At 70.6% G+C, this 18,828-nt stretch carries 17 protein-coding genes, 1 tRNA gene and 1 pseudogene; 10 read left to right on the top strand and 9 right to left on the bottom strand.

The window, feature by feature from the left end:
* Window positions 1-9 precede the first annotated feature (9 nt).
* The 3 genes from E1295_RS15580 to E1295_RS15570 are packed head-to-tail and all read left to right on the top strand — an operon-like array spanning window position 10 to window position 2,109.
* Entirely contained in the window at window positions 10-486 is a 477-nt protein-coding gene (locus tag E1295_RS15580; RefSeq protein ID WP_132630987.1) for a universal stress protein, read from the top strand.
* Between the two features lie 29 nt (window positions 487-515).
* Complete coding sequence (locus tag E1295_RS15575; RefSeq protein WP_246080062.1) at window positions 516-1,253, top strand: M15 family metallopeptidase; 738 nt, start codon at window positions 516-518, stop codon at window positions 1,251-1,253.
* Between the two features lie 10 nt (window positions 1,254-1,263).
* Complete coding sequence (locus E1295_RS15570) at window positions 1,264-2,109, top strand: NUDIX hydrolase (protein ID WP_132630986.1); 846 nt, start codon at window positions 1,264-1,266, stop codon at window positions 2,107-2,109.
* 25 nt (window positions 2,110-2,134) lie between these two features.
* Here E1295_RS15570 and E1295_RS15565 read toward each other — a convergent pair whose 3' ends face one another.
* A complete protein-coding gene (locus E1295_RS15565) occupies window positions 2,135-2,488 on the bottom strand; it encodes an STAS domain-containing protein (RefSeq protein WP_132630985.1) in 354 nt (117 codons plus the stop codon).
* Between the two features lie 24 nt (window positions 2,489-2,512).
* Between E1295_RS15565 and E1295_RS15560 the strand changes: the two genes are divergently transcribed.
* Window positions 2,513-2,599, top strand: a tRNA-Ser gene (locus E1295_RS15560).
* Window positions 2,600-2,633: 34 nt separating this feature from the next.
* Here E1295_RS15560 and E1295_RS50170 read toward each other — a convergent pair.
* The 3 genes from E1295_RS50170 to E1295_RS51840 all read right to left on the bottom strand — a co-directional run bounded on the left by E1295_RS50170 (window position 2,634) and on the right by E1295_RS51840 (window position 7,689).
* Window positions 2,634-3,671, bottom strand: a complete 1,038-nt coding sequence (locus tag E1295_RS50170; RefSeq protein ID WP_220448730.1) for an STAS domain-containing protein — start codon at window positions 3,669-3,671, stop codon at window positions 2,634-2,636.
* 238 nt (window positions 3,672-3,909) lie between these two features.
* Window positions 3,910-5,013, bottom strand: a complete 1,104-nt coding sequence (locus E1295_RS15550) for an FAD-dependent monooxygenase (protein WP_132630984.1) — start codon at window positions 5,011-5,013, stop codon at window positions 3,910-3,912.
* A 318-nt stretch (window positions 5,014-5,331) separates the two neighbouring features.
* Window positions 5,332-7,689 (bottom strand): nucleotide-binding protein, encoded by a 2,358-nt coding sequence (locus E1295_RS51840; RefSeq protein WP_281284747.1) that lies wholly within the window; start codon window positions 7,687-7,689, stop codon window positions 5,332-5,334.
* Between the two features lie 114 nt (window positions 7,690-7,803).
* On the opposite strand from E1295_RS51840, the gene E1295_RS15540 reads away from it, so the two are divergent.
* Together E1295_RS15540 and E1295_RS15535 are read left to right on the top strand one after the other, a co-directional pair.
* Window positions 7,804-8,760 (top strand): NAD(P)H-quinone oxidoreductase, encoded by a 957-nt coding sequence (locus tag E1295_RS15540; protein WP_132630983.1) that lies wholly within the window; start codon window positions 7,804-7,806, stop codon window positions 8,758-8,760.
* 5 nt (window positions 8,761-8,765) lie between these two features.
* A complete protein-coding gene (locus E1295_RS15535; RefSeq protein ID WP_132630982.1) occupies window positions 8,766-9,284 on the top strand; it encodes a bacterial proteasome activator family protein in 519 nt (172 codons plus the stop codon).
* Here the strand turns inward: E1295_RS15535 and E1295_RS15530 are convergent.
* Window positions 9,275-10,045, bottom strand: a complete 771-nt coding sequence (locus E1295_RS15530) for an HAD family hydrolase (protein ID WP_342775874.1) — start codon at window positions 10,043-10,045, stop codon at window positions 9,275-9,277. The two genes, E1295_RS15535 and E1295_RS15530, sit on opposite strands and share 10 nt — an antisense overlap.
* A gap of 250 nt (window positions 10,046-10,295) precedes the next feature.
* Between E1295_RS15530 and E1295_RS15525 the strand changes: the two genes are divergently transcribed.
* The 3 genes from E1295_RS15525 to E1295_RS15515 all read left to right on the top strand — a co-directional run bounded on the left by E1295_RS15525 (window position 10,296) and on the right by E1295_RS15515 (window position 13,239).
* The gene (locus E1295_RS15525) at window positions 10,296-10,499 is read left to right on the top strand and encodes a cold-shock protein (RefSeq protein WP_043619750.1); all 204 of its coding nucleotides are present in this window, start codon (window positions 10,296-10,298) and stop codon (window positions 10,497-10,499) included.
* Between the two features lie 160 nt (window positions 10,500-10,659).
* Window positions 10,660-11,988, top strand: a complete 1,329-nt coding sequence (locus tag E1295_RS15520; protein WP_132630980.1) for a hypothetical protein — start codon at window positions 10,660-10,662, stop codon at window positions 11,986-11,988.
* A 141-nt stretch (window positions 11,989-12,129) separates the two neighbouring features.
* Window positions 12,130-13,239 carry an FAD-dependent monooxygenase gene (locus E1295_RS15515; protein ID WP_246080067.1) on the top strand — a complete coding sequence of 370 codons (1,110 nt, stop codon included), beginning with the start codon at window positions 12,130-12,132 and terminating at the stop codon, window positions 13,237-13,239.
* 10 nt (window positions 13,240-13,249) lie between these two features.
* On the opposite strand, the gene serS is transcribed toward E1295_RS15515, so the two are convergent.
* The 4 genes from serS to E1295_RS15495 all read right to left on the bottom strand — a co-directional run bounded on the left by serS (window position 13,250) and on the right by E1295_RS15495 (window position 17,204).
* Window positions 13,250-14,512, bottom strand: coding sequence for a serine--tRNA ligase (serS, locus tag E1295_RS15510; RefSeq protein ID WP_132630978.1), 1,263 nt, complete (start codon window positions 14,510-14,512; stop codon window positions 13,250-13,252).
* Window positions 14,513-14,577: 65 nt separating this feature from the next.
* Window positions 14,578-15,498, bottom strand: coding sequence for a prephenate dehydratase (gene pheA / locus E1295_RS15505; RefSeq protein WP_132630977.1), 921 nt, complete (start codon window positions 15,496-15,498; stop codon window positions 14,578-14,580).
* Between the two features lie 70 nt (window positions 15,499-15,568).
* Entirely contained in the window at window positions 15,569-15,988 is a 420-nt protein-coding gene (locus tag E1295_RS15500) for a DUF4446 family protein (protein ID WP_246080061.1), read from the bottom strand.
* Window positions 15,989-16,010: 22 nt separating this feature from the next.
* Window positions 16,011-17,204 (bottom strand): glycosyltransferase 87 family protein, encoded by a 1,194-nt coding sequence (locus E1295_RS15495; protein ID WP_132630976.1) that lies wholly within the window; start codon window positions 17,202-17,204, stop codon window positions 16,011-16,013.
* 366 nt (window positions 17,205-17,570) lie between these two features.
* Between E1295_RS15495 and E1295_RS15490 the strand changes: the two are divergent.
* Window positions 17,571-18,828: pseudogene (locus E1295_RS15490) on the top strand (hypothetical protein); the annotation flags it as partial.

Raw genomic sequence — 18,828 nt, 5'->3', positions numbered from 1 at the left:
AGACCCGCCGTGTTCGGCAGTGGCACGGACCCGCGCTGGGGGCCGTCGGAAGGCCGGCTCCCCGCAGGGCGGTTCGAGATCGGCAAGGACGGCGCCGGCCTTCTCGTCGTGGGATACGACGGAACGGGCCCGAGCCGCAACGCGCTCGCGTACGCGGCCGGGCTCGCCCGCAGGGACGAAGCCGCGCTGGTCGTCGTCTTCGTGGAGTCCTTCTACACCCCGTCGCTGTGGTTCTTCGCCGGCTCGCCCCTCATCCCCGACGCGGCGGCCGACCTCACCGAGGACCTCAGGGACGAGCTGAGGGGCGCGGGCGTCCCCTGGCGGTTCGTCAGCGTACGCGGTGACGCGGCGCGGGAGCTGGAGACGCTGGCCGGCGCCTACAGGGCCGACGCCATCGTGGTGGGCCGCTCGCGTTCCACGCTGGGCGGCTCGGTGGCGGCCAAGCTCGCCAGACGGGCTCGCCGTACGGTGCTGGTCGTCCCCTGACCAGCTCCGACGTCGCATATGGTGGCCAGATGAAACGTACTGCCGCCATGGCGTTCGTGGTGCTCGCGTCCGTTTCGTGTGGGGCTCAGGAGCAGGCCGCGTCGTCCACGACCGCCGTTCCCGTCCCTCCCGCGTCCGACCCGGCATCCGAGACGCAGACTCCCGTTGCCGTCACGCCCGAGCCCGAGCCGACGGGCCCGCCGCCCTTCAGCTCCCAGGTCTCCCGGGTCACCCGCGACCGCCTGCCGCACTCGTGGCAGCCCGGCTGCCCGGTCTCCTACCGGGACCTGCGGCTGGTCACGCTGTCGTACTGGGGGTTCGACGGCAAGCCGCACACCGGGGAGCTGGTGGTGCGCAAGACCGTCACCGACGACATCGTGACGGTCTTCGAGAAGCTGTACGACTGGCGCTGGCCGATCCGGCAGATGAAGCTGGTCGACGCCTACAAAGCGGACGACTACGACTCGATCGACGCCGACAACACCTCGGCCTTCAACTGCCGCCGGGCCACCGGATCCAGCAATTGGTCGAACCACGCCTACGGGGAAGCCATTGACATCAATCCCCGCGAGAACCCGTACGTCACCGCAAGCGGCAGCACCGCACACCAGAACGCGAAAAAGTTCACTAAGCGTCCAACTAAGGGTAAAGGTGTGATAAATCCGGGAGACAAGGTCGTCAAGGCGTTCGCCCGGGTCGGCTGGGAGTGGGGCGGCTACTGGTCGGGCACCAAGGACTACCAGCATTTCTCCAAGGGTGGAGGCTGACGATCACGCTATGACGGTCAGAGACGGCGACGGCTGGACCGAATGCGCCCTGGGGCACCGCCATTGGGGCATCCACGGCGCTTCGGGGCTTCTCGTCGTACACCATGACGACCTTGGCGTCCCGCACGTGCTCATGCAGAAACGCGCCGTGTGGAGCCACCACGGCGGCACGTGGGGCCTGCCGGGCGGGGCCCGCGACAGCCACGAGGACGCCGTCACCAGCGCGCTGCGCGAGGCTCACGAGGAGGCCGCGCTGGCCGGCGACGCGCTGCGCGTACAGGGTGTCTATCTCGACGACCACGGCGGGTGGGCGTTCGAGACGGTGATCGCCGAGTCGGCCGAGCTCCTGGCCGCCGCGCCCGCCAACGCCGAGAGCGACGAGCTGCGCTGGCTGCCGCTGCCCGAGGTCACCGGCAGGAACCTGCATCCCGGCTTCGCCGCGACGTGGGGCGAGGTGTCGGCGGCGATCGCGCCCGAGACCATCGTCCTCGACGTCGCCAACATCGTCGGCGCGCGGGCCGAGCACGGCTGGTGGCGCGACCGGCTGGGCGCGGCCACCCGCCTGCTCCAGGACGTCTCGCGGCGCCGGCTTGAACACCCGGTGCTCGCCCAGTGGTTCCCCAGGGTGGTGGCGGTCGTCGAGGGCGCGGCCAAGAACGCGCCCGACGTGCCGGGCATCCAGGTGGTGGCGGCGACCGGCAGCGGCGACGACGCGATCGTCGACGTCGTACGCAGGGCCAGGCCGTGGGAGCGCGTGGTCGTCGTCACCGCGGACCGGGGGCTGAAGGAGCGTGTCGGCGCGCTGGGAGCCGAGACCATGGGCCCGAAGTGGCTCCTGGCCCAACTCGGCGCCTGAGCTCCGCCGAGGGACTTCGCAGGCGTCAGCGGTCGTCGGGCGTGACGCTGTCGAAGGCGAACTTGAGCCGCGTCACCTCGAGCACCCGCTGCAGCACCCCGTGCACCCCGACGAGCCCTAACGACCCGGCGTGCTCGGCCACCCTGCGGCGGTGCTCCACCAGCACCCACAGCCCGCTGGAGTCGCAGAACTCGAGTCCGGACGCGTCGATGACGACCTGGAAGAAACCCTCGGCGTAGAGCTTGACCAGCCACTCCTTGAGCAGCGGCGCCGTGAGCTTGTCGAGGTCGCCGTCGAGCCGCACCAGCACGCGGCCCTGCGCGCGCATCACCTCGACGTCGAGATCCGCCACCTCCTGAACGTACACCCCTGCCACCACAGCCGCTATCGTGGTTTCCGCACGGGAGGGTTCGCATAGTGGACGAGTGCAGCCGCCTTGAAAGCGGCCAGGTCAGCGATGGCCTCGTGGGTTCGAATCCCACACCCTCCGCTAGGCCGGCAGCGCGCCTGGGCGCGCGCCCCGATCACACCGTCATCGGCAGGCTGCGGTCCAGGCCGGTGTTGTGCAGCAGCCGGGACATGAACGGGCGGGGCGCTTTCAGCGCCAAGGTGATGCCCATCGACCGGGCGCGGCGCTGGATGCCGACCAGAACGCCCACGCCGCCGGCGTCGCAGAAGGACACCTGCGACAGGTCGAGGATGAGCAGGCTCGTGCTGTAGTGCAGCGTGCTCAGCAGTTGCCGGCGGAGCGCTGCGCTGGTGAAGATGTCGATTTCGCCGGACAGACGGACGGTGGTCGGCTTTGACGGGTCGGCCACGCCGAGTGGCGCCGGGTCGATAACGGTCAGGGCGGATCCCTTTCGAGAAGCTGGATGGGGATGAGATGCCTGCCGGCTGGAAACCGGTCCGCCGCCGGAACGGGCGGGTCCCACTACCGTCTGACCCGGTCGGCAGACGGAACGCGGGTCACGCAAATGCCGATGGCCGTCTGGTCCGGAGGGCGGCTGCTGGTCGGTGACCGACCCGCCCTCGTTCTCCCAGCGGGCCGTGCCGTCGGCGGCCGTACCGCGCATAGGCCGAACGGGGTCGGGCGGCAAGCGCGCACCGGTGAGAGCGTCGTCGACGCTCCACCCGGCGGTGTCCTGGGCGGTGAGCTTGAGCGTGGCCTCAGCAGGACCGGCGGCGGTGTCCGGCGGGATGACCAGCAGGACGACCGGCTCGCCGGCCGCGAAAACGAGAGTGATCAGGCGCGGGTCGGTATGGCGGAACCAGCCGATGCGGACCTGACGCCCGCGTGCCGGGATCCGGTGCGGGATGCTCTGCCACGCATCGCCATGGAGGCCGATGCGGAGCGTGACACGGCCGAGCAGCCGGTCGACGGCGGCGATGAGGCCGGGCAGTTCAGTGGCCGCGTCGCGGGAGTAGGGCCACCAGGCCCCGTCTACCACGGCTCGCCGATCCAGTACCGGGTAGAGACCGAGCCGTAGCGCGGAATCGACCCGGGGGATCGCGGATGAGGTGGGGCTGAGCGGTGCGGGTGGAGAAAGAAGTGCCGGCGTCATGGTCGCCTGACCTGTCCGGGCCCCGAAGAGGCCTGTGGTGGTTCGCCGGGGGCGACGCAGACCTGAGTGCCAACGCTCGATAAGTCCTCGGTACCTTCAGGCTACCTCCTCCTGCCGGGATTCCCGAATTACGGGCCGACCGGGTGACTTCCGGAAACAGGTCCGCAGAGATCACGCAACCGGCCGGAAACATCTTCCGGAAACACACGCCGGTCGCGGGACGGGTCCCGGACGCGCGTCACATCGTCCAGGTGTAGGTGGCGGCGAACGTGCGGTCGATGAACGACTGAGGCAGGCGGGGAAAGACGGCGTCCCGGAGCGCGGTCAAGGTGGCGGAGTTCCAGTGCGCGGCGGCGCCGAACTGGCGTGACCGGCGCACGATCATCTGGGTGCGGGGCGTGCGGGCACGGTCATACGCCTCCAGCCCCTCGGGCACGCCCAGCTTGTCCACCATGGCCGCGAGCGTGACCGCGTCCTCGATCGCCTGGCAGGCGCCTTGGCCCAGGTTGGGGGTCATGGCGTGCGCGGCGTCCCCGAGGATCGCCACCTTTCCGGCGACGTAGGTGGAAAGATCCGGCAGTTCGTACGAATCGTGCTGCACAACGGCGTCCTCGTGTACCGAGCTCAGCAACGCGGGGATGGGGTCGTGCCAGTCCGCGAAACGTTCGCGCAGGTGGGCCAGGTCGCCGCGGGAGCCGGCAGAAGCGTTGACGATCATGTAGCAGTAGACGCGGCCGTCGGGCAGTCGTTGATACCCGAACCGTTCGCCGCGGCCCCACGTTTCCGTGTGTCCTTCGATGGGCTGGGGTGGCGCGATGAGGCGCCAGGTGGTGTAGCCGACGTAGCGCGGCGCGGAGGCCCGCGGCCAGACGGATCGCCGGGTGACGCTGTGCACGCCGTCGGCGCCCACCACGAGGTCTGCGGTGGAGGTGCCGTTGTTGTGGACCACCGTTCCGTCGGTCCGCACCTCACGCACTTCGGTGCCGGGGCGCAGACTGTCCACCGGTACGCCCGCCCGCAGCAGGTCGACCACGTCTGCCCGATGCTGCGTCACCCACTGCCCGAAACGGCGTTTCAGATCGTCGACGTCGATGCGGGTCAGCCAGGCTCCGCTCTTGTGCCGGATGCCGGGGAGCGGATCGGACAAGCCTCTGGCACGCAGGACGTCGCCGAGTCCGAGCAGGTCCAGCGCGCGCAGGCCATTGGGCTGCACCACCAGTCCCGCACCCACCTCGGTGAACTCGGGGGCCCGTTCCAGGACTTCCACCTGCCAGCCACGCTGGTGGAAGGCGATGGCCGCGGTGAGCCCGCCGATACCGCCGCCCACGATGACCGCTTTCATTGCTGACTCTCCCGTGTGGTCGTTCGGCGCAAACCGAAGCCTTTAGGCTCTAAAATTGCTTATAGGCATTAAGCAACCATACGGCGTCTAGGCTGTCAATCGACGAGGCACGCAACGAGAAGAGGGCCCACGGCCGCCGCCATGGAGCACGCCGGAAACGCCGATAGCCGGCCGACGAGTCGACCGGCTATCGGATGGATGGTGCGCGTCGGCAGCGTCCCTACGCGGGCACGCGACCGCCTACGCGCCGCCGGCGACGGACGGCCGGCGGAAAGGAATGAGCCGCGGTGCGGGCCCGCCGTACGAGCCCCCGCGGCCTCACTCGGGCAGACCCGCGAAGCCGTCGCCCACGCTGGCGGCCAGCTGCAGGTAGGAGTCCCTGGTGGTCTCCTGGAGCCGGTCCAGGTCCATCTCCGCGCCCTCTTCCAGGTGCGGGTCGTACGGCACCCGGATCACCGCGCGGCACCGGGCGGCGAAGTGAGCCTCCAGCTTCTTGATGTCGACCGCCGACTTCGAGCGGGGCCTGACGCTGCACAGCACCACGGTCGCGTTCTTCACCAGGTCGCCGTACTGATGCGCCTCAAGCCAGTCGAGCGTCGCCGACGCCGCCCTGGCGCCGTCCACGGACGGCGAGCTGACCAGCACGATCTGGTCGGCGAGCCCGAGCACGCCGCCCATGGCGGAGTGGAGCAGGCCGGTGCCGCAGTCGGTGATGCAGATGGAGTAGAAGTTCTCCAGCACCTGGGAAACGGCCTGGTAGTCGCCGCCGCTGAACGCCTCGGACACCGACGGGTCGCGGTCGGAGGCGAGCACCTCAAGCCGGGAGGCCGCCTGCGAGGTGAACGCCCTGATGTCGACGTAGCGCTTGACCTGGTCACGCTCGTTGAGCAGGTCCCGCACGGTCGCCGACGTCTCCAGCACCAGTTTGTCGGAGAGCGTGCCCCTGTCGGGGTTGGCGTCCACAGCGATGACCCGGTCGCCGCGGATCTGGGCGAGGGTGGCGCCGAGGCCGACCGTGGTCGTGGTCTTGCCCACGCCACCCTTGAGGCTCAGCACGGCCACGCGGTGGTGCCCGGCGGTCACCGGGGTGCGGGCCCTGGTGACCAGCTCGCGGCGGCGGCGCACCTCCGGGGGTTCGCCCGGCTTGATCCAGCCTCCCGACGCCTTGTACACCACCCGGCGCCACCCCTTGGAAGGAGCGTTACGCCGTCCGCGTAGCAGGGACTCCGGGTCGAGGCTCTCGGCGGTCGGCTTGCCGGTGACCGGGGGCCTCGGCGGGGCGCTGAAGACGGGGGCAGGAGCGGGACGGCGGCGCGGCGGCGGCGGGATGTCCCGGTCGGCGGGCCGCCACTCGGGCTGGTCGCCCCACGGCGACCCCTCTCGCTCGGCGGCCCGTCGTCCGGCGTCGTGCCGCGGGCCTTCCTGTCCTGCCCGGCCGTGCTGGGCTCCGCCGCCCAGCGGGTCGTCGTGGGTCGCGCGGTTCTGACGCTGCGAGCGCTCCAGCCGCATGGGGCGGTCCTGGTGCTGAGGACGGTCCTCCTGGACCGGCTCGGTCCACTGGAAGCGCTCCTCGGCCTGCGGACGTTCCTCGGCCTGCGGACGCTCCTCGGGCTCCGCGCGCTGCTCGGAGGCGGCCCAGTGCGGCCCGGAGTCGGTCCAGCGCGGGCTGTCGTTCCTCGGCAGGGTCTCGTCCGAACCGGCCCATCCCAGGGACTCGTTCCGCGGCAGGGTCTCGCCGGACCCGGCCCACGTCGGCGGCTCGTTCCTGGGCAGCGTACCGATCTCCCAGGAGGGCTTCTCCTCCGCACGCGGGCTCTCCCACGAGGGCTTCTCCTCCGCACGGGGGCTCTCCCAAGAGGGTTTCTCCTCCCAGGAAGGCTTCTCGTCCGTACGCGAGCTCTCCTCGGCGGGCTTCTCCTCCGCGCGTGGCCCCTCCTCGGACGCGGCCGGGGAACGGACCGCGAGCGGGTCCTCGCCGGACGGCACTTCGGCCGGCCCTTCCCGCAGCCCGGCGGAAGACCCGGTGGACGGGCCGGTGGACGGCGACGGCGTTGTGGACTGCTCCGCATTCTCGGAGGAGGCCGACTCCGCGGGCGATTCCGCGGGCGACTCCGTAGACGAGTTCGCGGGCGACTCCGTGGACGCCCCGGCGGGTGACCCGGCGGAGGCCCCGGCGGGCGACTCCGCGGGTGGTGGCCACTCGGATGGCGTGGGCCACGGATCGTCCGCGGGCTCCGCCGTCTTGTCCTTCCCGGCCGGCTCCGGTGGAGTGAACGACAGGGTGAAGGTGTCGGTGTCGTCAGGGCGCGGCAGCGGCTTCAGCGGGGTGTTGAACGGGTCGTCGGCGGGCCGTTCCGCCGGCTCGTCCGTCGTGGCCGATGAGCCCGCCGCGGTCTCGCCGAGCCACTGCGCGGCCTCGCTCTCCCCTTCAGGTACGTCCTCAGCCGCGGCGGCGCCGTACACGGAGTCGACGGCCGCGCGGAACAGCGGCGGCGTCGGCGTCTCGTGTTGCTGGGGCACCAGCTTCCACGGGTCCTGGGGGTACGGGGAGGCGACCGGCTCGTCGGCGGAAGCAGTCGAGGCGCTGACCGAGACGGGAGACTCCTCCGTCTCCTTGATCGCGTCGAGCCATGCCAGCTGTTCCTCGAGAGATTCTTCTCGATCGTGTCTTGCCACCGTGTTCCCCCTCGGGTGGGTCTAAAGGGGCAGCAAATACCTTGCAGGTTAACGCCACCCGCCAGTACGCAGCCCGCCAACCCACAACTTCTTTGCCCGGCTACCGTGGTTCGCATGCGAGCCATTGAGATCACCGAGCCGGGCGGCCCTGAGGTGCTGGAGTGGCACGAGGTGCCCGATCCCGAAGTCGGGCGCGGAGACGTGCTCATCGACGTGACCGCCTCCGCGGTCAATCGTGCCGATGTCCTGCAGCGTCAGGGCTTCTACGACCCGCCTCCCGGGACGTCGCCATACCCAGGGCTGGAGGCGTCGGGCGTGGTGACCGAGGTGGGCGCCGACGTCGAGCAGTTCAAGCCCGGCGACGCCGTGTGCGCGCTGCTCGGCGGCGGCGGTTACGCCGAGCGCGTAGCCGTGCCGTGGCAGCAGGTCATGCCGGTGCCCGACCGGGTGTCGCCGCGTGAGGCGGCCGGCCTTCCCGAGGTGGCCTGCACGGTGTGGTCCAACGTGTTCATGATCGGGCGGCTGCGCAAGGGCGAGACGCTGCTGGTGCACGGCGGCGCGAGCGGGATCGGCACGTTCGCGGTGCAACTGGCCAAGGCGCTCGGCTCGCACGTGGTCGCGACGGTCGGCTCGGCGGAGAAGGCGGAGCGGGTCAAGGAGCTCGGCGCCGACGAGGTGATCAACTACCGCGAGGAGGACTTCGCCGACAAGGTACGCGCCGACGTCATCCTCGACATCATGGGCGCGAAATACCTGGCGGGCAACGTCAAGGCCCTGCGCACCGGCGGGCGGCTGGTGGTCATCGGGCTCCAGGGCGGCCGCAAGGCGGAGCTCGACCTCGGCGCCATGCTCGCCAAGCGCGCCTCGGTGCACGCGGCGGGGCTGCGCTCGCGTCCCGTCGAGGAGAAGGGCATGATCGTACGCAGCGTCGTCGACAACGTCTGGCCCCTGGTCGGCGCCGGTGCGGTGCGTCCCGTGGTGCACGCGGAGGTGCCCATGGCCGACGCCGCGCAAGCACACCGATTGTTGGATTCGGGGGAGCACGTCGGCAAGATCCTGCTAGTACGGTGAGAGTTATGAATGCTGAGGACAACAACACCCCCCACATCGTGGTGGTGGGCCCTGACTTCCAAGGTCAGGGCGATAGCGGCGAGGAAGACCGGTCGGTCACCAACCTGGTCGAGCAGCCCGCGAAGGTGATGCGGATCGGCAGCATGATCAGGCAGTTGCTCGAGGAGGTCCGGGCGGCCCCTCTCGACGAGGCCAGCCGCAAGCGGCTGAAGGAGATCCACGAGTCGTCCATCAAGGAGCTCGAGGACGGCCTGGCGCCGGAGCTGGTCGACGAGCTGGAGCGTCTGTCGCTCCCGTTCACCGACGAGACGGGCACGCCGCCGAGCGAGGCCGAGCTGCGCATCGCGCACGCCCAGCTGGTCGGCTGGCTCGAAGGGTTGTTCCACGGCATCCAGACCACGCTGTTCGCGCAGCAGATGGCGGCCCGTGCCCAGCTTGAGCAGATGCGCAGGGCGCTGCCCGGGGTGCCGCACGGGGAGGAGCCGCAGCAGCGGCCGCCCGGTGGTTCCGGCCCTTATCTGTAGAGCTTCTCGATCACCTGCGCGACGCCGTCGTCGTCGTTGGTTCCGGTCACGTGGTCGACCGCGGCCAGCACGTCCGGATGTGCGTTCGCGACGGCGTACGACGTGCCTGCCCAGCTCAGCATGGGCAGGTCGTTCGGCATGTCACCGAACGCCACGGCCTGTGCGGGTTTGATCTCGTGACGTCCGGCGAGGGCGGCCAGGGCGCTGGCCTTCGTGACGCCCTGGGCGCTCATCTCGATCAGCCCCCGCCGGCTGGAGTGGGTCGCGGTCACCAGATGCCCCACCAGTTCGTGCACCATCGCCTGAAGTTCGTCCGCGCCCATGCCGGGGTGCAGGGCCAGCAGTTTGGCGCACGGGCGTGCGGTGAGGGAGCCGGCGTGTGCGGTCCTCCTGGCCTTGTCAAGGCCGCCGAGGAGGAAATCCGACTCGTGCGCAAAACCGGCTTCATACTCGACCGAAAATGCGAGATCGGACACGTTCGCTCTTAGCTGAGCCACGACTTCCTCGAGTACGTCCACGGTGATCAGGTGAGATTCCACTATCCGTTCGGTATGGAGATCGTAGATCAGCGCCCCGTTCGCACAGATGGCGAGCCCGTGGTGACGCACCGCACCCGCGACTCCGCCCATCCACCGCGGCGGCCGCCCCGTCACGAACACCAGTGCAGCCCCCGATTCCTCGACTTTGGCGAAGGCCGCGGCCGTGCGGGGAGACACGGTTCCGTCTGTGCGCAGCGCGGTTCCGTCGAGGTCGGTGGCCACTAGGCGCGGTGCGGGAAGGCTCTGCATAACAGGTTCCAGTTTGCCTGGTGATGCCGCCTGACAGAAATCTTCCTAGGGACGGGAACACCAACGCGCCAGAATGGTGTTAGATGTGATGGCGTTGTATTAGCTGATCCCGTAGTGAAAACCAGCATGACTTTGTCTGAGCCACCCCGGGTGCTTGCTGTACGACACACCGGGATCCACGAGGTGTGGGTCCCATAGATTCACATCCTGAGGGAGAGCTTTTATGGCTCAGGGAACCGTCAAGTGGTTCAACGCCGAGAAGGGCTTCGGCTTCATCGCCCCGGACGGCGGTGCGCCAGACGTGTTCGTGCACTTCTCCGAGATCGTCGGCAACGGCTACCGCAGCCTTGAAGACGGCCAGCGGGTCGAGTTCGAGATCACGCAGGGCCAGAAGGGTCCGCAGGCCTCGCAGGTCCGAGCGATCTGACCTGTAGCAGCGAGAGAGACCGGGGTCCGCATTCCAGCGGGCTCCGGTCTTCGCATGTGTCGGCTTGGTCACGGCTGTGACTCGACTCACCCCTCCGTTGAACCGCCGCACCCCCTGATACATCGACCTCTATATGAGGTATGCGTGGTCATGTCACCCCGTGACCGTCGCCGGGGTGTGCGTGCTGCTGGTCAACGACCATCTGCTCAAGCAGGCCTGGCCCGGGTTCGTCACGGGCAAGCTCAGCGACGTCGCGGGGCTCGTGGTGGCGCCCGCCCTGCTGGCGCTGCTCTTCCTGCGCCGGGCCGACCTGGCGGCCACCGTACTCACCGGAGTGCTGTTCGCGCTCGTCAAATCGACGGAGACGGGCGCTGAGGCCGCCTCCCAGGCCTGGACCCTCGTGGCGGGCCCGTCGCGCGTCCTCGCCGATCCTACGGACCTGCTGGCCCTCCCGGCGCTCGCCCTGGCCTGGTGGGTACGCGGCCGCAGCCTCCGCGCCCCCTCCCCGAAGTGGCGCGTCGTCGCGGCGATGCCGCTGACCGTGCTGGCGGTGGCCGCGACGTCGGCCGTCCAGCTGCCCGCGGCCGAGTCCGTCGAGGTGGACGGCGACCGGATCGTCGTCCACGTCGCGGACGGCCTCGACCAGGTCTCCCACAACGGCGGGGCCACCTGGTCGGCGGCCGCCGGCCACGAGCCGGCGACCGGGCTCAAGAGCCTGCAGAGCGCCGCGTGCGTGCCCATGCAGGCCACCCGGTGCTACCGGGTGGTCCCCGAGAGGATCGCCGTCGAGCAGTCCGACGACGGCGGCAGGACGTGGCAGCCGTCGTGGGAGCTGTCCGGTGACGACCGAGAGCGGCTGCGCAGGACCCACTCCGGCGGCCACGAGCACCTCTCGATGGCCCTGGCCGCGCAGGCCCGGCCAGGCGGGCACGTCGTGGTCGTCGCCAACGGCCTGGACGGCATCGTCGTCCGCGACGTCCAGGGGACGTGGCGGCGGGTGGGCTGGCCCGGCCAGGCCGCGGAGCGGGCAGCGACCGTGAACGTGAGCCTGGAGCGCAACGTGGCGCTGTTCCTGGCCGCCTGCCTGTTGTTCGGCGGCGTCGGGGCGGGGCTGCGCGAGTTCCACCGGGTGTACACCGGTTTCGCCGTCCTCGCCTGCCTGGGCCCCTTCGCCATGGTGGCCGAGGCCGCCCTCGCGGGACAGGACGGGTTCGGCCTGGTCGTGCTCGGCTGGGTCATGGCCACGCTCGGCACCCTGGTCTGCGGCGTGCTGGCGTTCGCCGGCCGGGCGCGTCCCGTGACGGCGGTGGTCGGCGTAGTCGGCGCGCCCCTCGTCTACGCGGCCGTCTACCTGCCCTTCCGCGGCTGGGCCCGCGGCGCGCCCGACACGTACGAGGTCGCCGTCGCGATCGCCGCGGTGCTGACCGCTGTCGTGCTGGTGGCGGGCGCCGCTCTGATCAGGCAGGACGCGGGCCGGCCAGGCGCGTGACCCGGCGGGCCCGTTCCCGTGGGCCACTCCACCTCTCTGCTACTCTGTGACATAGATTGCTTACTTTGCGTCACAATGGGGGATAGGGTGAAAGTCGCCTGCGTCGGCGGTGGACCCGCCAACCTGTACTTCTCGATCTTGATGAAACGTGTGGATCCGTCCCACGACATCACCATCTACGAACGGAACCCGGCCGGCTCGACGTACGGCTGGGGCGTGACCTACTGGGACGAACTGTTCAACGATCTCCACCGGGCCGACGCCGACTCGGCGCGGGCCATCAGCGAGAGTTCGGTCCGCTGGGACTCCTGGGTCGCCGACATCCGCGACCGCGCCACGGTGACGGTCGAGCAGGGGGAGGCCGGCTACGGCATCAGCCGCCGCCGGCTGCTCGGCATCCTCGCGGAACGGGCCGAAGCGCTCGGCGTGCGCATCGAGTGGGAGCGCGAGATCAGCGGTGAGGACGACTTCGGCGACGCCGACCTCGTCGTGGCGGGCGACGGCGTCAACAGCGTGCTGCGCGAACACCACGCCGAGCACTTCGGCCCCGAGTTCGTGACCGGCCAGAACATCTACATCTGGCTCGGCACCACCAAGATCTTCGACGCGTTCGTCTTCGCCTTCGTGGAGACCGAGCACGGCTGGATCTGGTGTTACGGCTACAAGTACAGCCAGGAGCACAGCACCTGCGTCATCGAGTGCACCCCCGAGACCTGGCGGGGGCTCGGGCTCGACCAGGGCAAGGAGGCCGACAGCCTGGCCATCCTGGAGAAGCTCTTCGCCGACATCCTCGACGGGCACCCGCTGATCGGGCGGGCGCAGGCCGACGGCACCGCGCACTGGCTGCACTTCCGTACGCTGACCAACCGCACGTGGCACCACGGCAACATCGTCCTCGTGGGCGACGCCGCGCACACCACGCACTATTCGATCGGCGCGGGCACCGCCCTGGCCCTCGCGGACGCCTCCGTGCTGACCAAGGCGCTGTTCGAGGAGAAGGACCTCGGCAAGGCCCTCACCGCCTATGAGCGCGAGTCGAAGTCGAAGCTCCGCTCACCGCAGCGCGCCGCCCGCAACAGCGCCCGATGGTTCGAGAACCTGCCGCGCTACATCGACCGCTCGCCCATGCACGTGATCACGCTGCTCGGGCAGCGGCACTCGGTGATGCAGCCGTACGTCCCGCCGGGGCTCTACTACCAGTTCGACCGGATCGCCGGGCGGGTCGGAGGGCTCTTCGGGTTCGGGCGCTGAGGCGGCGGGATCACTTGGCCGGCTCCAGCACGTCGAGACCGACGTAGGGGCGCAGCGCCTGCGGGACCACCACGGAGCCGTCGGCCTGCTGGTGGTTCTCCAGGATCGCGACGATCCAGCGGGTCGTGGCCAGCGTGCCGTTGAGCGTGGCCAGGTGCTGGGGCTTGCCGTCCTTGTCGCGATAGCGGGCGGCGAGCCTGCGCGCCTGGAACTCGGTGCAGTTGGAGGTCGAGGTCAGCTCGCGGTAGCGGCCCTGGGTCGGGATCCACGCCTCGCAGTCGAACTTGCGGGCCGCCGACATGCCGAGGTCGCCCGCCGCCGTGTCGATGACGCGGTAGGGGACCTCGATCTTGGCCAGCATCTCCTTCTCCCAGCCGAGCAGGCGCCGGTGCTCCTCGGAGGCCTCCTCCGGGCGCACGTAGGAGAACATCTCCACCTTGTCGAACTGGTGGACCCGGATGATGCCCCTGGTGTCCTTGCCGTAGGAGCCCGCCTCGCGGCGGAAGCACGACGACCAGCCCGCGTAGCGCAGCGGCAGGTCGTCGGCCGCGAGGATCTCCTGCGCGTGATAGCCGGCCAGCGACACCTCGGAGGTGCCCACCAGATAGAGGTCGTCCTCGGGCAGGCGGTAGATCTCCTTGTCGTGGGCCACGTGGAAACCGGTGCCCTGCATGGTCTCCGGCTTGACCAGCACCGGAGTGATCATCGGCGTGAACCCTGCCTCGATCGCCTGCTGCATGGCCATGTTGAGCAGGCCGAGCTGCAGCCGGGCGCCGACGCCCTTCAGGAAGAAGAACCGCGAGCCGGACACCTTGGCGCCCCGCTCCATGTCGATGGCCCCGAGCGCCTCGCCCAGCTCCAGGTGGTCCTTCGGGGTGAAGTCGAACGTGCGCGGCTCGCCGTGGGTCTCCAGCACGACGTAGTCGTCCTCGCCGCCCTCCGGAGCGCCCTGCTCGACGAGGTTGGGCACCGTCTGGAGCACCTCGTCGAGCTCGGCCGCCAGCTTCTCCGCCTCGGCCTCGGCGGCCTTGACCTGGCTCGCGAGGTCTTTGGCCCGCTGGAGCAGCGCGGCCTTCTCCTCGCCCTGCGCCTTGGACACCGACTTGCCCATGCTCTTCTGCTCGGCGCGCATGGACTCGAACGCGGTCAGCGCGGAGCGCCGGCGTTCGTCCAGGTCGAGCAGCGTGTCGACGACCGAGTCGTCCTCACCGCGGGCACGCTGCGACGCCCGTAGCCGGTCGGGATCCTCACGAAGGGTACGCAGGTCAATCACAAAGGAAAGGCTACCGGCGCCGGACCGCGGCCCGCCCCCGTATTTCCCCCGGTGTGCCGAGGTGCTCAGACCTGGCCGGCGCGGACCCGCGCCAGCCACTCGGCCGCCTCGCCGAACGCGTCGTCGGACGTGCCGCGCCTGATCTGCGTCGTCACCCCGTCGGCCCGCGGATAGCTGCCCAGGAAGCGCACCTCGCCGCAGACCCGGTGCAGCCCCGCGATCGCCTCGCCCACGCGGGCGTCGGCGATGTGCCCCTCGAAGTCGAAGTGGAAGAAGTAGCGGCCGATGCCGTCGCCGGTCGGCCGCGACTCGATGCGCGTCAGGTTGACCCCCCGCACCGAGAACTCCGTCAACATCTCCAGCAGCGCGCCCGGATGGTCGTCGGCGAGGAAGACGACCAGCGTGGTGCGGTCGGAACCGGTCGGCTCGGGCAACGGCTGCGGACGGCCCACCCTGACGAACCTGGTCACCGTGTCGGACCTGTCGCCGATGTCGGCGGCCAGCTCGACCAGCCCGTAATGCTCGCCCGCGATGCGCGCGGCGACGGCCGCGTCGTACGGAGACCCGGGCAGCGACACCTCCTGGGCCGCGGCCGCCGTCGAAGGGGCGGCCACCACGACGGCGTCGGGCAGCTCGCGGGAGATGAAGGCGCGGCACTGGGTGATGGCCGCGGGATGCGTGTAGACCCGCTTGACGTGGGCGATCTCGGTGTCGGGCCGGGCCAGCAGCGAGAACTGCACGGGCAGCAGCAGCTCGGCCGTGATCAGCAGCGGCTCGCCCCAGGCGAACTCGTCGAGAGTCGTGGTGATGGCGCCCTCGATCGAGTTCTCCAGCGGCACGACCGCGCCGTCGGCGTCGCCCGTGCGGGCGGCGTTGAGCGCGGCGCTCACGTTGGCGCAGGGCAGGCGCCCGGCGGTGGGGTCGAGGAGCCGCAGGGCCTCTTCGGTGAAGGTGCCTTCGGGTCCGAGATAGGCGAGTCGGGGCATGGGTCCAGAGTATCCGCAGGTGGGCAGCGCATGGTGAGTATTCCGCCGAGCGGGTGAGCCGCCTGCCCCGCTAGGTCGGCCGGGAGACCCGCGGCGCGATCAACGGCCCCAGCCCCAGCCTGGCCGCCCTGACCGCCTCCTCCTCTTCCGGCGACAGCTGCTGCTCGCCCTTCCCGCCGACCACGGACCGCACGTACGTCCGCGTCTCGCTGCGCCCGTTGATCGAGGTCAGCACGATGCCGTCGCCCAGCCCGTTGATCATCGCCACCGAGAACGACAACCGCCCGGTCATCTCCGCCAGGGCGTCGTACCGGCAGACGGCCACGTCCCTGATCGCCTTGAGATCGCATCCGCCCGCGTACGCCTGCCGGGCGAGCATCCGCCGGCAGTCCTCCACCGTGGCCTGCGCCCGCCGCAGGGCCAGACAACCGATGAGCACGCCGCCGGCCCCTGCCAGAACGCCCAAGAAGACCCATGCTGTAACGAGCACGACACCGAGGGTATTGCCTGGGTCAGGCGAGCATCCGGCGTTTCGGCACCCAGGACGCCAGCAACCACACCAGGGCCAGCGCTCCCAGCCCGAAACCGTTCTGGACGATCTTCCCGAGCACCAGGCTCACCCCCGGGATGTCGGCCGCCTTCAGCGACACACCCCACCACGGGACGGGCACCACGTAGTACAGCCACACACCGGCCGCCACCCGCAGCCTGACCGGGTCACGGCCGTCGCCGACGATCGCGCCGAGCACCACGACCACGTACGCGAGGTGGTGGATCCACGCGACCGGCGAGAGGAGCACGGCCATCAGCCCGACCAGCGCGACCGCCGTGACGGTGTCTCCCGCCCGGTACGCCTCCCGCGCGCCGCGGAACCCGTACCAGCCGACCGCGACCACGATCGCCAGCCAGATCACCGACGTCAGGAGGTCGGGCATGTACAGCCGGATCAGCATGCCGCGGATCGACTGGTTGGTGGTGGCCGCGTTCGCACCGAGGCGTTCGGGATCGAGCAGCGCCGAGAACCAGAAGCCGGCCGCGTCCTGCGGGATCACCGCGAACGGCAGCAACGTGAGCACCGCCGCCGCGAACGCCGCCATGAAGAACGTGCGCCACTGCCTGGTGACCAGCAGGTAGATGAGGAAGACGCCGGGCGTCAGCTTCACCGCCGTCGCCAGCCCGATCAGGAACCCGCGCGGCCACCACGGCCTCCTGGCCACGCAGTCGGCCAGGCACAGAGCGACCAGCAGGATGTCGACCTGCCCGAACCGCACCTGGTCCCTGATGGGCATCAGGTACGTGCAGGCCACCATGAACAGGCCGAACACCCACGGCAGGTGGCTCCGCCAGGTGCCCAGGGCGTCCCTGAACGCATATCCGACGGTCACGGCCAGCGCCACGAAGATCCCGGCCGTCCACACCCACTGCGCCACGCCCCAGGACATCCCGGCCAGCCCCACCGCCAGCATCGCCGCGACCGGCGGATAGGTGAACGGCAGCAGCTGCGGCGCGGGCGTGAAGTAGTCGTACACCGGCCGGCCGTCGAGGAGCATCTGCCCCCCGGTGCGGTAGACGTCCAGGTCGACCAGGCGCTGATCGTCAGGGTTGGTGAGCCACGTGTGCACCAGCGGGGTCACGGCCGCCGCTACCACGAGCACCACGACCGCCCAGGCCCACCACTGCCGCCCCCTCGCCGGGCCGTCGGTCATCGCACCTTCTCCCCCGCCCTGCCGCCCGCTCCGCGCGTTTCCCTCGGATGGCCGGGCAGGCGCGGTCGCCGGCTCGCCCGCGGGTGACGGGCCGGTCGCGGACGCTTCGGGTTCGGGGCTCGATGTGGTCAAGGGTCAACGCGGTGTCGCTCGCCGCACGACCGGCGCCGGCCCTGCCTTCCCGGGCAGGCACGTACGTACGGACCTCATGACCGAGCAGCGTACCGTGCCCGGCACGCCCCGCCCGCCGCCGGTTCGCCCACGATGAGTACGTCCTACGGACCGACGCACGACCCGAGGGGGCCCGCGTCCAGCATCTACGATCGAACGCACATCCTTCGCCGACCAACGCTGGAGTTCCCGCACATGCCCAACGACGCCGACGCCAGGCCGGACCCGTACGACGTCCGGCAGGGGCCACGCGGCCGGTGGTGGGTGCGGCCGGGACGTCGGTTTCACCGCGTGCTGGCGTTGCTGCTGGGCGCCGCCCTGGCCACGTCCCTCACCCCAGCGGCGGCGCAGGCGGAGGCGCGAGGGCGGGAGGTCAAGGGGCGGGTGGCCGTGGTCGGCGTGCCCGGCCTCGAGTGGAGCGACATCGACCGGTCACGTACGCCCCACCTGTGGGAACTCGTGAGCCGAGGCTCCTCCGCCTCACTCTCCACTCGTACGGTCCCGCCCCCTGACCGGGGCATCACCTGCCCCACGGCGGGCTGGCTGACCGTCTCCGCAGGCCAGCGAGCCGGTACGCCGGGCAAGGGCTGCTCTCCGGCCCCGGAGCCCCGGTCATCAGGCCGAGGCGCCACGGTTCCCGGCTGGCGGGCGCTGAGCGCGTACCAGGGCGAGACCGGCTTCGACGCCCGGCTGGGCACGCTGGGCCGGATCGTACGGGAGGGCGGCGGGCAGGTGGCGGCGATCGGCCCGGGAGCTGCGCTCGCCGCAGCGGACGCTTCCGGAAATATCCCCACCTACGCCCCTGACCTGGGCTCCGTCACCGACCTGACCCCCTACGACCTGATCGTCTTCGAAGCCGCCGACCTGGCGACCGCCTGGTTCGCCCGCCCCCTGGACGAGTACGGAGTGCCGACCCCGCTGTCCGCCGAGGACAGGAGAACGGCGGTGGCACGGGCCGACCGGCAGATCGGCGCCCTGATCGGCGAACTGCCCGCCGGGACCTCCGTCCTGGTGGCGGGCATCTCCGACGTGACGCCCAACGCCCACCTCCACGTGGCCATCGCCACCGGCCCGTCAGCGCCGGGCGGCCCGCCGTTCCCGCACGGCCGCCTCACCGCGACCTCCACCCGCCAGGACTCCCTGGTCACGATCACCGACCTCACCGCCACGGCCGTACAACTCCTCGGTCTGCCCGCGACCCGCGAGATCGTCGGCCGCCCGTGGCGCTCAGGGGACGCCACCCCGCCCGACCCGGCCGGAGCGGTGACGGACCTGGCCGACGCCGACCTGGCCAGCCAGGTGCTCCGCGACGTGCGCGGCCCCTTCTTCACCGTCCTGGTGACCGTGCAACTCCTCTTCTACGCCTTCGCCGCCCTCGCTCTCCGCCGCCGCTCCAAGAACGGCCGGAGCCGCACCACCCACCCCGGACCAGACCGGAACCACCCGCCACGGG

It is taken from the genome of Nonomuraea mesophila (genome assembly GCF_004352805.1).
In the GTDB taxonomy this organism is placed as follows: Bacteria; Actinomycetota; Actinomycetes; order Streptosporangiales; family Streptosporangiaceae; genus Nonomuraea; species Nonomuraea longispora.
The sequence above is the reverse complement of the archived record's forward strand: the minus strand, read 5'-3'. Positions and strand labels throughout refer to the sequence as shown.